Annotated in this window: 12 protein-coding genes; 5 read left to right on the top strand and 7 right to left on the bottom strand. The window is 54.3% G+C overall.

Annotated features, from left to right (window positions below; all coding sequences use genetic code 11):
- Positions 1–45: 45 nt before the first annotated feature.
- The gene (gene yfcF / locus CYR55_RS09540; RefSeq protein ID WP_101815910.1) at positions 46–669 is read right to left on the bottom strand and encodes a glutathione transferase; all 624 of its coding nucleotides are present in this window, start codon (positions 667–669) and stop codon (positions 46–48) included.
- 149 nt (positions 670–818) lie between these two features.
- Between yfcF and CYR55_RS09535 the strand changes: the two genes are divergently transcribed.
- From CYR55_RS09535 to yicI, 5 genes are all read left to right on the top strand, one after another.
- Positions 819–1,394 carry a DedA family protein gene (locus CYR55_RS09535; RefSeq protein ID WP_101815909.1) on the top strand — a complete coding sequence of 192 codons (576 nt, stop codon included), beginning with the start codon at positions 819–821 and terminating at the stop codon, positions 1,392–1,394.
- Positions 1,395–1,704: 310 nt separating this feature from the next.
- Entirely contained in the window at positions 1,705–2,001 is a 297-nt protein-coding gene (locus CYR55_RS09530) for a hypothetical protein (protein WP_101815908.1), read from the top strand.
- 385 nt (positions 2,002–2,386) lie between these two features.
- A complete protein-coding gene (locus tag CYR55_RS09525) occupies positions 2,387–2,962 on the top strand; it encodes a DJ-1/PfpI family protein (RefSeq protein ID WP_101815907.1) in 576 nt (191 codons plus the stop codon).
- A 253-nt stretch (positions 2,963–3,215) separates the two neighbouring features.
- Positions 3,216–4,583, top strand: a complete 1,368-nt coding sequence (locus tag CYR55_RS09520) for a glycoside-pentoside-hexuronide family transporter (protein ID WP_101815906.1) — start codon at positions 3,216–3,218, stop codon at positions 4,581–4,583.
- Positions 4,584–4,596: 13 nt separating this feature from the next.
- Positions 4,597–6,924: an alpha-xylosidase gene (yicI, locus tag CYR55_RS09515; protein WP_101815905.1), complete on the top strand. Its 2,328-nt coding sequence runs from the start codon at positions 4,597–4,599 to the stop codon at positions 6,922–6,924.
- 114 nt (positions 6,925–7,038) lie between these two features.
- Here yicI and CYR55_RS09510 read toward each other — a convergent pair whose 3' ends face one another.
- The 6 genes from CYR55_RS09510 to xylF form a co-directional block, all read right to left on the bottom strand.
- Entirely contained in the window at positions 7,039–7,185 is a 147-nt protein-coding gene (locus tag CYR55_RS09510) for a Hok/Gef family protein (protein ID WP_206604038.1), read from the bottom strand.
- A 360-nt stretch (positions 7,186–7,545) separates the two neighbouring features.
- Positions 7,546–7,632, bottom strand: coding sequence for a Hok/Gef family protein (locus tag CYR55_RS24125; RefSeq protein WP_277622320.1), 87 nt, complete (start codon positions 7,630–7,632; stop codon positions 7,546–7,548).
- A 342-nt stretch (positions 7,633–7,974) separates the two neighbouring features.
- Positions 7,975–9,153 carry a D-xylose utilization transcriptional activator XylR gene (gene xylR, locus CYR55_RS09500; protein ID WP_101815902.1) on the bottom strand — a complete coding sequence of 393 codons (1,179 nt, stop codon included), beginning with the start codon at positions 9,151–9,153 and terminating at the stop codon, positions 7,975–7,977.
- A 153-nt stretch (positions 9,154–9,306) separates the two neighbouring features.
- Positions 9,307–10,488, bottom strand: coding sequence for a xylose ABC transporter permease XylH (gene xylH, locus CYR55_RS09495; protein ID WP_101815901.1), 1,182 nt, complete (start codon positions 10,486–10,488; stop codon positions 9,307–9,309).
- Entirely contained in the window at positions 10,466–12,007 is a 1,542-nt protein-coding gene (locus tag CYR55_RS09490; protein ID WP_101815900.1) for a xylose ABC transporter ATP-binding protein, read from the bottom strand. The genes xylH and CYR55_RS09490 overlap by 23 nt, the downstream gene beginning before the upstream one ends.
- A 94-nt stretch (positions 12,008–12,101) precedes the next feature.
- Complete coding sequence (gene xylF / locus CYR55_RS09485) at positions 12,102–13,097, bottom strand: D-xylose ABC transporter substrate-binding protein (protein ID WP_101815899.1); 996 nt, start codon at positions 13,095–13,097, stop codon at positions 12,102–12,104.
- Between the last annotated feature and the right edge of the window lie 170 nt (positions 13,098–13,267).

Raw genomic sequence — 13,267 nt, 5'->3', positions numbered from 1 at the left:
GCGCCTTTCGGCCGCCTTTTCGCCTTTCTGTCATAGTGGCCGGCGCTATTTTTGCGACAGTGCCGGCCAGCGCTGCACCGATGGGCGCTGCCACTGCGCGTGTGCATACTCAGCCAACCGGGCCGGTACGGCGTCCCCGTTCATGATAAGCCGGTTAAGCATCAGCGCCAGATCAGTATCCGCGATGCTCCACGCGCCAAACAGGCTGGTCTGCCCCGCCGGCAACAGTGCCCCGGCGGCGGCGATCAGTTTCTCAGCAGCCTGCTGCCCGGCAGCGGTTAACGGCGCGGCCTTCAACCCGTCAAATATCACTTCCGTTGGCCGCTCCGCGCGGATTGCGCCTAAATCACTGCGTAACCACGCCTGCACCTCACGAGCCTTTGCCCGCTGTGCGCGTGATGCCGGGTAGAGGGCGACATAATCGGGCGCCGGGAAGCACTCCTCCAGGTATTCATCAATCGCGGAGGATTCCGATAACCGGAAATCGCCATCCACCAGCGTTGGTACCCGGCGCGTCAGCGAAAGCGCGCCATAGGCTGGTTGCTGCTGTTCGCCCGCCCCTAACGCCACGGTCTCCAGGGTGAAAGCCGCGCCTTTTTCTGTCAGCGCCACAAACGCAGACAGGGCATAAGGGCTGAAATAGTGATCATCCACATACAGGGTAAACATGGTGTGCTCCTTGGCGGCTGAAAAAGGCGGAATGGCAGGCGTACGCTCTCTTACCAATCATTGACTAAGCTATTGTTATCTCTGTTTTGTATTGCCTGAGTCAATGTGTTTATTTTTCAGGCATTAGTTCTCAGACCGTAAGGATCGTTATGCCGGATATTGCACATTTTATTACTGACTATGGGTATTGGGCGCTGTTGGCCGGCTGCCTGCTGGAGGGGGAGACCATCACCCTGCTCGGCGGCATTGCCGCACACCATGGATTGCTGAAATTGCCGTGGGTACTGGCGGTGGTGGCTTTTGGCGGCTGCCTGGGCGACCAGATCCTCTATTTTACCGGACGCCGTTTTGGCCCGCTGCTGCTGGGCAAACTGAAACGCCGCAAACCGCAAATTGACCGCGCCAACCAGCTCATTAACCATCACCCGGCGCTGTTTGTGCTGGGGGTGCGCTTTATGTATGGCTTCCGCATCATTGGCCCTTTGATCATCGGTGCCAGTAAAATGCCGGTGGCGCGCTTTGTCAGCCTCAATATTCTGGGCGCCTGCGTCTGGGCGCTGGTCTGGGTGCTGCTGGGCTATTTCTGCGGTCACTTTATTGAGACGCTGCTGGGATCGCTGGATAAAAAGACCTCCGGCGCACTGTTGATTGTCGGCGCGGTGGCTGTGGTACTGCTGATGAAATTCCTGCTTGGCCGTATGGATAATAATAAAAAGGAAAATTAGCCGGTATTCCCTGATGTAAGGTGTATGTTACTTTTCATCAGGGGAAAATATAATCTGAAAATAATCCCGATATAAAACTACTATCACCATTATAGATTGAAACAGATCCGTTATTTATTTTTTTGTTCCTTATCACTTATTGACAATGAGAACGTAATCACAGAAATCACCCCTTTAAATACCTACCTTGTCATTATCCCGGAGATTTATATTCACCCACAGAAAAAAAGTAACCCCTAAAATAGTGAGTGCGATAATTAACTACCCGGTTCGATGATTTTTTTATTCCATTAATGACAAGGAAACGATAATGACTGCAAACTGGACGATAAATGACTATCTTGATCCCTGTAATTTACCCCAGAATCTGGCCAGTGCATTTCCGGGGTTAGTGGAACCCCTGATCGACATAGGCTATACGCCGGTGCTCTATTGTGGCTACCAGTTCGTTAACGGCATAAATTATATGCTTATCTGTAAGCGGGTCACCCTCGCTCCGTGTTTTTCTTCCACGCTGGTGAAATGTATTATTCATGAATCATTGCCCGTTCATGGCCTGAGCCATTACCATATCCTTTCTATTGAAGATTTAATGGGTATTTATTAATAACTTTTTTATTATGCAAAAAAGTTACCCTGCTATTTTCATGCTGCTTTAACGCGGCAATTCATGTGCCTGCAATAAAAACTCGTATTTTATTCCTCATCATATGGGCGGTTATCACATCAGGCGCAGACGCATTAAGTAGCAGCTGCATCTTTTACGCAAATCGCCGCGAAAATAAACATGGGCTCCATTCCAATTCTCCGTTGTTTAATAGATGTGAAGTACTCCCTCCAGGGGCTGTAACCGGCCCCGTTTCTGGTCTTTTCCGGTCACCGGCCTCCTTTTCTGCGATCCCTCTCGTACTTTTTAAAACAGCGTTCCAATTCTTAAAATCGCTTTGCTATGCTGGCCGCTGTTACCCCTCTATTAACAAGCAGGAGTCAGGATGAGCAAGCGTGTCGCCATACTGTTGGCAGAAGGATTTGAGGAAGCGGAAGCGGTGATTGTGATCGACGTGTTGCAGCGCCTGGAGATTGAGGCAGTGACCGTAGCCTGTCAGGCTGCGCGGCAGGTGGTGAGTTACCACGGGCTGAACGTCACGGCCGATTGCCTGTTATCAGAGGCGCACGCCACGCTGTTTGATGCGGTCGTGCTGCCCGGCGGCCCGCAAGGCACGGTGAACCTGGCGGCCAACCCGCAGGTTACGGACTTTATCCGCCAACACGATCGGGCGGGGAAATGGATCTGCCCGCTCTGCTCTGCCGCAGCACGCGTGCTGGGCGGCAACCGGTTATTGCAGGGGCGGCGCTATGTCTGCTCTGGTGACCTTCATCACACCGTAGACGATGGCATCTACGTTGATGCGCATGTGGTAGAAGATGGCAACCTGATCAGCGGCCGCGGGCTGGGCGTGGCGTTTGACTTCGCCTTTCACCTGGCCTGGCGGCTGACCGGCGAAAAAGAGGCGATCAATTTCCAGGCTGAGCACATTTATTACGACAGCTGGCGCGTGCCGCAATAATACCTATTTCATTCCTGAAATTGATAAAACGTGATGCGTTTATCATCACGTTTTATTTTTATCTCCTCCACCCTTCTTTTACTGATGTTCTATACAGCAACGGAAAAAATCCTTTCACAGAAACCGGTTACCGCGATCACATAAATAAAGAAACGTAATTTCATAAACAAATATCAGAATGGCCGCCCCCGCCTGACTGGTTTAAAAACGTGACTACGTTTATTAGCCGCGCACCTTATTAAGGATGGTTGAAATGAGTGAAGTTCTCTCGGTTAAAGAAAAAATCGGTTACGGTCTGGGGGATGCGGCCAGCCACATCATCTTTGATAACGTCATGCTTTACATGATGTTTTTTTATACCGACATTTTTGGCATTCCCGCCGGGTACGTCGGCACCATGTTTTTACTGGCACGTGCCCTGGATGCGATTTCTGACCCTTGTATGGGGTTAATCGCTGACCGCACCCGCACCCGCTTCGGCAAATTCCGCCCTTATGTGCTGTTCGGCGCCATTCCGTTCGGGATTGTCTGCGTCTTTACCTACAGTACCCCGGAGCTCAGCATGAGCGGCAAAATGATCTATGCCGCCGTTACTTACACCCTGCTGACGCTGATGTATACCGTGGTGAACATCCCTTACTGCGCCCTGGGCGGGGTGGTCACTGCCGATCCCGCACAGCGCATTTCGCTGCAATCCTACCGCTTTGTGCTGGCCACGGCGGGCGGCATGCTGAGTACCGTGTTAATGATGCCGCTGGTCACGCTGATTGGCGGGGAGAACAAAGCGCTGGGTTACCAGGGCGGGATCGCCGTGCTGGCGCTGGTCGCGGTCGTGATGCTGGCTATCTGTTTTGCCACCACCAAAGAGCGGGTCAGTGACGAAGGCGCGCTCAAAGGCACGATGCGCGAAGACTTGCGTGACATCTGGCAAAACGACCAGTGGCGCGTGGTGGGCTGGCTGACCTTGCTGAATATTCTGGCGGTGTCGGTTCGCGGCGGCGCGATGATGTACTACGTCACCTATATTCTCGGCAATCCGGCGGTATTCGCCATGTTCCTCGCCACCTATTCCGTAGGGAATCTGTTCGGCAGTGCGTTGGCGAAACCACTGACTGACTGGAAATGCAAAGTCAGCGTCTTCTGGTGGACCAACGCCGCCCTGGCAGCCCTCAGCCTCGCCATGTTCTGGGTGCCGGTGAGTGCCAATATCACCATGTTTATCTTCATCTTTATTATCGGCGTGCTGCACCAGCTGGTGACGCCGATCCAGTGGGTCATGATGTCTGACACCGTGGACTACGGCGAATGGCGTAACGGCAAGCGCCTTACCGGCATCAGCTTTGCCGGTACCCTGTTTGTGCTGAAACTCGGGCTGGCACTCGGCGGCGCGCTGATTGGCTGGTTGCTGGCCGGGGCAGGTTACCAGTCCGGCGCGGCGACGCAAAACGCGGCCACCCTCACCAGCATTATTGCGCTGTTTACCCTGGTGCCGGGGGTCTGCTACCTGCTGAGCGCCATTATCTGCAAGCGCTTCTATACGCTGCGCACTCCCATGCTGCGAAACATTCTTGATGAGCTGGCCGCCGGCGTTCACCGCAACCAGCAGCAATTTTTGAAGTAACAGGAGAAGTGAGATGAAAATCAGTGACGGTAACTGGTTAATCCAGCCGGGCCTTACGCTTATCCACCCCTTACAGGTGTTCGAGGTCGTGCATCTGGCGCAGGAGATGGTGGTGTACGCCGCGCCGCGGGATGCGCGCGAACGCGCCGGGCAGGTCGATTCACCGCTGTTTACCCTGCGCTTCACCGCGCCGCAGCCCGGCATTATCGGCGTACGTATCGCCCACTTCGAAGGCACGTTGCCGCGAGGCCCGCATTACCCGCTGAATTGCCTGGCCGATGCCCCGGTGTGCAGTGAGGAGAACAGCGAATTTGCCGCCCTGCACAGCGGTGACCTGACGGTGCGCGTTACCAAAGGGGAGAACTGGGCGCTCGACTTCTTGCGGCATGGCGAACGCATCACCGGCAGCGGGGCAAAATCAGCCGGTTATGTGCAGGATGGCCAGACCGGGAAAAACTATCTTTATGAGCGGCTTGACCTGGCCGTGGGTGAAACTGTTTATGGTCTGGGCGAACGGTTTACTGCTTTTGTGAAAAATGGTCAGACGGTGGAAACCTGGAACCGTGATGGCGGCACCAGCACTGAGCAAGCCTATAAAAATATTCCGTTTTACCTGACCAACAAAGGCTATGGCGTGCTGGTGAACCACCCGGAGTGCGTCTCCTTTGAAGTGGGCTCTGAAAAAGTTTCTAAAGTGCAGTTCAGCGTGGAAAGTGAGCATCTGGACTATTTTGTGATTGATGGCCCGACACCCAAACAGGTGCTGGACCGCTACACCCGTTTTACCGGCCGCCCGGCACTGCCGCCCGCCTGGTCTTTCGGCCTGTGGCTGACCACCTCGTTTACCACCAATTATGATGAAGAGACGGTTAACCGCTTTATTGACGGTATGGCAGAACGCCGGCTACCGCTGCATGTGTTCCACTTCGATTGCTTCTGGATGAAAGCGTTCCAGTGGTGTGACTTTGAGTGGGACCCGGCCACCTTCCCTGATCCGCAAGGTATGCTGGCCCGCCTGAAGGCGCGCGGCCTGAAAATTTGCCTCTGGATTAACCCCTATATCGGCCAAAAATCCCCGCTGTTCAAAGAAGGGATGGAAAAAGGCTTTCTGCTGAAGCGCCCGAACGGCGATGTCTGGCAATGGGACAAGTGGCAGCCTGGGCAGGCCATTGTGGACTTTACCCACCCTGGTGCCTGTGAGTGGTATGCCGGGCATCTTAAACGCCTGATTGACATGGGTGTTGACTGCTTTAAAACCGACTTTGGCGAGCGGATTCCAACGGATGTGGTGTGGGCTAACGGGGCATGCCCGCAAAAAATGCATAACCACTATGCCTTTATTTACAACGAGCTGGTCTATCACACCCTTCAGGAAAAACTGGGACGCGATCAGGCAGTGCTGTTTGCCCGTTCCGCCTCGGTGGGCGCGCAGCAATTCCCGGTTCACTGGGGTGGTGACTGTTATGCCACCTACGAATCGATGGCGGAAAGCCTGCGCGGTGGCCTCTCGCTGGGGCTTTCCGGTTTTGGGTTCTGGAGCCATGACATCGGTGGATTTGAAAATACCGCCCCTGCGCATATCTATAAACGCTGGTGTGCCTTTGGCCTGCTGTCGAGCCACAGCCGCCTGCATGGCAGCAAATCCTATCGGGTACCATGGGCGTATGATGATGAGGCCTGTGATGTGGTCCGTCATTTTACCGAATGGAAATGCCGGATGATGCCTTACCTCTACGCCCAGGCCGCAGAAGCCGCCGGGCACGGTACCCCCATGATGCGCGCCATGATGCTGGAATTCCCGGATGACCCCGGCTGCGACTACCTTGACCGGCAATATATGCTGGGTGACAGTGTGCTGGTGGCACCGGTGTTCAGCGAACGGGGAGAGGTTAGTTTCTATCTGCCGGAGGGGCGCTGGACGCACCTGTTCAACAATGCCCGGATTGATGGGGGCCGCTGGCATAAAGAGCAGCATGATTTTAACAGCCTGCCGCTTTATGTCCGCCCGAATACCCTGTTAGCGTTGGGTAGCCAGGATCAACGCCCTGATTATGATTATTGCGATCGGCCGTTCTTCCAGCTGTTTGAACTGGAAGACGGGCATTGTGCTGAAAGCCGGCTGGTAGATCAGGCAGGGGGGACGGTGTTTACCCTGACAGCTGAGCGACACGGCCGGCAAGTTACGCTGCGAACGACAGGCAATGCCCCAGGCTGGCAGGTTTGCCTGCGCAATATCATGTCACTGGCTGATGCCCGCCACGCAGTTTATCAGCAGGGTGAATGGGGTACGGTGATTACGCCAGAAACTGAGGCAGGAAGCATCATCATTACCCTGCCCTGATCCCCGATGTTTACCATAAAAAAAGCCCGCCGAAGCGGGCTTGTTGAAAGGGTGCATGGCAGCGATGCGCGGCAACGAAGGGGCGGGCAAGCGCCCGCCCCGGTTGCCTTACCCTCAGGATTCGTAGTCCATGATGACTGCAACGTTGATGTCGTTATTGTTAAACCGCACTTCGCAGAGCGAACTGCGCGTTATCCACATAAAAATCAACAGCGTGATGCAGATAACGATCAAACAAATAACCCCACTTTTTTGCAGCATACTGGCCTCCGGTTCCTTGCCTTGCGGCGGGTAAAAGGCTAACCTGATGTTGTTGAGCATCGAGATTGGCCTCACTTGATTTACATTGAGTGGGGCCTTTTCTTTGTCTGCACCGGATGGCCCGGAACAGACATGTCCAGGCACCCGCCGGTAGCATACGCCTTTCGCATCTTTATGTAATCCTTTGATTATATAGATTTTATGCTGTCTTATTGCTGCACTTATTCATTCTACTGATGCGTTCGCTCTTTTCCGGCAGCCATAAAAAAAGCCCGCCGAAGCGGGCTTGTTGAAAGGGTGCATGGCAGCGATGCGTCGCAACGAAGGGGCGGGCAAGCGCCCGCCCCGGTTGCCTTACCTTCAGGATTCGTAGTCCATGATGACTGCAACGTTGATGTCGTTATTGTTGAACCGCACCTCGCAAAGCGAACTGCGCGTTATCCACATGAAAATCAACAACGTGATGCAGATAACGATCAAACATATAACCCCACTTTTTTGCAGCATACTGGCCTCCGGTTCCTTGCCTTGCGGCAGGTAAAAGGCTAACCTGATGTTGCTAAGCATACAGATCGGCCTCACTTGATTTACATTGAGTGGGGCCTTTTCTTTGTCTGCACCGGACTGCCCGGAACAGACATGTCCAGGCACCCGCCAGTAGCATACGCCCTTCTTTTACTTACGCAACATTATGATTATTTAGGATATTATTTATATTCATGAATTAAATGAAAGGAAGAAGAACATGGGCGTGACGTGGTAATAACACTGTTTCCTGCCGAGAGAGGCCTAATACACCCCTTCGCCATAGCGTTCGCGATACTCTTTTGGGGTCATGTCATCGTCTTTTTTAAATACGGAATAAAAGTACTGCAACGAGGGATAGCCACACATCTGTGAAATCTCGTTGATGGGAAGTGACGTCGCTTTTAGCAGGTTACGCGCCCGTTCCAGCTTCTCTTCATGGATTACGCCATGAATGGTTTGCCCAATCTCATCTTTGAAGCGTTTCTCCAGGTTAGAGCGGGAAATACCCACTGCATCCAGCACCTGTTCGACCTTGATGCCTTTGCAGGCGTGATAGCGGATGAAATGCATCGCCTGAATCACGGCCGGGTCACGCAATGAGCGGAAATCGGTTGAACGACGGGCAACCACTTTTACAGGCGGTACCAAAATACGTTGCAGCGGCAGGGAATTATCACTCAGTAATTGATGCAGCAGCTTGGCGGCCCGGTACCCCATCTGGCGGGTGCCTTGTACCACCGAGGAGAGCGCCACGCGCGAGAGGTAGCGGGTCAGCTCTTCATTATCAATGCCGATGACGCTCAGTTTTTCCGGCACCGGAATATCGAGATGTTCGCACACCTGCAACAGATGGCGTGCGCGTGCATCGGTGACGGCAATAATGCCGGTCTGCTGCGGCAGGGTTTGCACCCAGTCTGCCAGCCGGTTTTGTGCGTGTTGCCAGTTTTCAGGGGCAGTCTCCATACCCTGATACACCACGCCCTGATATTGCTCCGCGGCGACCTGCGTCCGGAAAGCATGTTCCCGCTCCTGGGCCCAGCGTTTGCCGCTGGCGTGCGGCAAACCATAAAACGCAAACCGGTTGATGCCTTTCTCTTTCAGGTGCAGAAATGCCGCCTCCACCAGTGCCTGGTTATCCGTGGCGATATAGTGCACGGCCGGGTAATCTTCCGGCCGGTGATACGAGCCACCGACGCCGACAATCGGCACATTCACGCCTTGTAACAGCGACTGAATGCTCCGGTCATCAAAGTCAGCGATTACACCGTCGCCCAGCCAGTCTTTGATATTGTCTATCCGGCAGCGGAAATCCTCTTCGATGAAAATATCCCAGTCACATTGTGATGCCTGTAAATACTCGCCTACTCCCTCAACTACCTGCCGGTCATAAACCTTATTAGCATTAAACAACAGCGTAATGCGGTAGCGCTTTTCGAACATGGTGAGTTATCCCGTTGATTCACTGCCTTCTGGATAGCACAGCCATCTGCCTTCATGGCATAAAAGATGAACCAAGTGTGATCCTTCTCGAGCTATTTGTCTGGTGAAGCCTTGTATCGGCTTCACCTGCCTCCGGTTATGGATGAAGGTGAATCAGGCGCGGCGTTTGGTAGCGGAGTCCATCCATACCGCCAACAGCAAAATGGCACCCTTGACGATGTACTGCCAGAACGTCGGGACGTCCAGCATGCTCATGCCGTTATCCAGTGAGGCCATAATAAAAGCGCCCATGACCGCGCCGGCGACGCTGCCGACCCCGCCTGCCAGGCTGGTGCCGCCAATGACACAGGCAGCGATGGCATCCAGCTCGGCAATATTCCCGGCAGAAGGCGACCCCGCACCCAATCGTGAACTGAGGATCAACCCGGCAATTGCCACCATCAGGCCGTTAATAGCAAACACCGCCAGCTTGGTGCGCTCAACGTTCACGCCGGAGAGGCGTGCCGCATCGATGTTGCCGCCGATGGCATAGATGCGGCGGCCGAAGGCGGTACGGGTTGCCATAAAGAGGCCGCCCAGCATCAGGGCAGCCAGCACCAGCACGGGCGTCGGCACACCGCGGTAATCGTTCAGCAGATAGATCGCCCCCAGCACGATAATGGCGGTCAGGGCATGGCCGGACGCGGCCTTCCCGGCAGCAGGCAGCGGCAAATTCAGCGCCTGTCGTTGTTGACGCCGCCGCCACTGCCAGCCGATAAACAGCAGCAGCGTCACGGTCCCAATGCCGAACCCCACGCCACCCGGCAGGTAACTTTGCCCAATCAAAGACATCCCCTCACTGGTAGGGGCGACGGTCGTGCCGTGGGTGATACCGATCAGTACCCCACGGAACGCCAGCATCCCGGCCAGGGTGACGATAAAAGAGGGTACCTTGCGGTACGCCACCCACCAGCCATTCCATGCCCCCAGCACCAACCCCAATGCCAGCGTGACGATCACAGTGAGAGGCAGCGGCCAGCCCAGCCAGACGTCGAAAATCGCGGCAGCGCCCCCGAGCAGGCCCATCATTGACCCCACCGAGAGATCGATTTCAGCGGAGATAATCACAAACACCATGCCCACCGCCAGAATGCCGGTAATGGCCGTCTGGCGCAGCAGGTTAGAAATATTGCGTGGGCTGATATACGCCCCGTCAGTGGTAAAGGTGAAAAACAGCATGATGATGACAATGGCGGCCAGCATCACATATACCTGAAGGTTGATGTGCTTCAGGCGCTGCAGAACACCGCGTGGCTCAGCCATCGGTGCGGCGTCAGACTGTGTAATTTTCGACATAAGGTTCACTCCTGAGAGCCGCTTCCATCACCTGCTCTTGCGTCAGGTTGCGGTTAATAAGGGAGGCTTTGCATTTACCCAGATGCATCACCAGCACCCGGTCGCTCAGCCCCAGCACTTCCGGCAATTCCGATGAGATCACAATGACGGCGATCCCTTGCTGGGCCAGTTGGTTAATCAGTTTGTAGATTTCAGATTTGGCTCCGATATCAATCCCACGCGTCGGCTCATCCAGGATCAGGATGCGGGGGTTGAGTAACAGGCACTTGGCCAGAATCGCTTTCTGCTGGTTCCCGCCACTCAGGCGGCCGATCGCCAGCTCCGGAGAGGAGGTTTTGACCCGCAGCGAGGCAATGGAACGCTGAATAACCGCCTGCTCCTGGGCATCATCCAGCACACTGAGCCGCCCGGTGAAATCAGCCAGTGCGGCCAGTGTGATATTGGCCCCGACCCCCATCACCGGCACGATGCCGTCCCGCTTCCGGTCTTCCGGCACCATGGCAATGCCGCTGCGCATGGCGTCCTGGCAGGTACGCAGGGTCACCGGCTGCCCATCGATGAAAATATTGCCCTGCCAGCGCCCCGGATAGGCCCCGAACAGGCACTGCACGGTTTCCGTCCGGCCGGAACCGACCAACCCGGCGACACCCAGAATCTCACCGCGCCGCAGGCTGAAACTGACATCATCTACCCGTTTGATATGGCGGTTTACCGGGTGCCACGCCGTCAGGTGTTCCACCCGAAGAATCTCCTCCCCCGGCTGATGCTGGTGCGGCGGGTAGAGCTCCGTCAGCTCACGCCCCACCATCATGGCGATGATGTCCTCCTCGCTCATGGTGGCCGCCTCACGGGTAGCGATATGTTTACCGTCACGGATCACGCAGATCAGGTCAGAGATGGCACTGACCTCATTCAGCTTGTGGGAAATATAAATGCAGGCGATACCGTGATTACGCAGATCGCGGATAATCCCCAGCAGGATGTCCGTTTCACGCTCGGTCAGTGACGCCGTGGGCTCATCCAGCACCAGCAGCCGCACCTGCTTATTCAACGCTTTGGCAATCTCCACCAGTTGCTGTTGCCCCAGCCCCAGCTCGCCTACCGGCGTGTCCGGGTCAATCTCCAGCCGCACCTGCGCCAGCATCCGCTGGCAACGCAAGTACATGCCGTCATAATCCAGCACGCCATAACGCCCCCACTCGCTGCCGAGAAACATGTTTTCCAGCACTGACATCTGTTTCACCAGTGCCAGCTCCTGATGAATAATCGCGATGCCGCGCTGTTCTGTTTCACGGATATTTTTTGCTGCCAGCAGTTCCCCGGCGAAATAGATTTCACCCTGATAACTGCCGTGCGGGTAAATGCCACATAACACTTTCATTAATGTGGACTTACCCGATCCATTTTCACCGCACAGCGAGAGAACCTGCCCGGCATCCAGTTGCAGGCTGACATTATCGACGGCTTTGACCACGCCAAATTGTTTAGTGATATGATGCATTTCCAGCAGGCAGGGCATAATTCCCTCCAGATACCGCGTGATTCAGCCATTATTCCGGCCGGTGTCACAAGGAAAGCAGGTCACACCGGCGGCGCATCTCCATAACCCCGTATTAATAGATATCTGATTTTTTATGGAAACCATCAGCGACAATGGTGCTGTCGATATTGTTTTTATCGACCTGGATTGGCGTCAGCAAATAAGAGGGCACCTCTTTTTTACCGTTATTTAATGTGGCATTCGATTTTGGTGCTTCCCCATTACCTAATTCAACGGCGATTTTTGCCGCCTCTGTGGCTAATTGGGTAATGGGCTTATACACCGTCATGGTCTGGCTGCCGGCCACAATACGTTTCACGGCGGCCAGATCGGCATCCTGGCCGGAAATGGCCACCTTGCCTGCCAGCCCCTGTGCAGACAGCGCCTGAATCGCGCCGCCCGCCGTGGCATCATTGGAGGCCACGACCGCATCAATTTTGTTATTGTTGGCCGTCAGCGCATTCTCCATGATTTTCAGGGCATTTTCCGGCAGCCAGGCATCCGCCCACTGGTCACCGACTACCTTGATCTTTCCACTGTCTATCAGCGGCTTAAGCACGTTCATCTGGCCTTTGCGGAACAGTTTGGCGTTGTTGTCTACCGGTGAACCGCCCATCAGGAAATAATTCCCCTGCGGCACCCGTTCTACCAGGCTTTTAGCCTGTAACTCCCCGACCTTTTCATTATCAAAGGAGATATAAAAATCGATATCGGCATTATTGATCATCCGGTCATATGCCAACACTTTAATGCCTTCCCGCTTGGCCTCGGCAATCACATTGCTCAGCACTTCCCCGTTATAAGGAATAATCACCAGGACATCCACGCCCCGGTTAATCATATTTTCAATCTGCGACATCTGGGTCTCTTCATTACCGTTAGCAGATTGCACAAATACATCCGCACCCAGGGTTTTGGCCTGTTTGACAAAAATATCCCGGTCTTTCTGCCAGCGTTCCAGCCGCAAATCGTCAATCGCCATGCCGATTTTAATCTCTTTTGCCATCCCCGGCTGGCTGATCAGCGCCAACGCCGCACACACACCGAGCAATACTTTTTTCATTTTCATTGTGTAAACCTTTTTTAATGAACCGTACAGGGTAAGAGAAATGGCCCACCTTAATGGCTGGTGAATTGTTAACGCTGCATAAATTAACAGCAATTGCAGATTTTAACTGGCTCATTACGTTTTTTAGTTTATTTTCCGTTTTATGATGGAGATCATAGTTCCCTGCTGAA

Origin of the sequence: Chimaeribacter californicus (assembly GCF_002858675.1) — a bacterium.
Taxonomy (GTDB): Bacteria; Pseudomonadota; Gammaproteobacteria; order Enterobacterales; family Enterobacteriaceae; genus Chimaeribacter; species Chimaeribacter californicus.
Note: the sequence above shows the minus strand (reverse complement) of the source record. Positions and strands in the feature narration are given on the sequence as shown.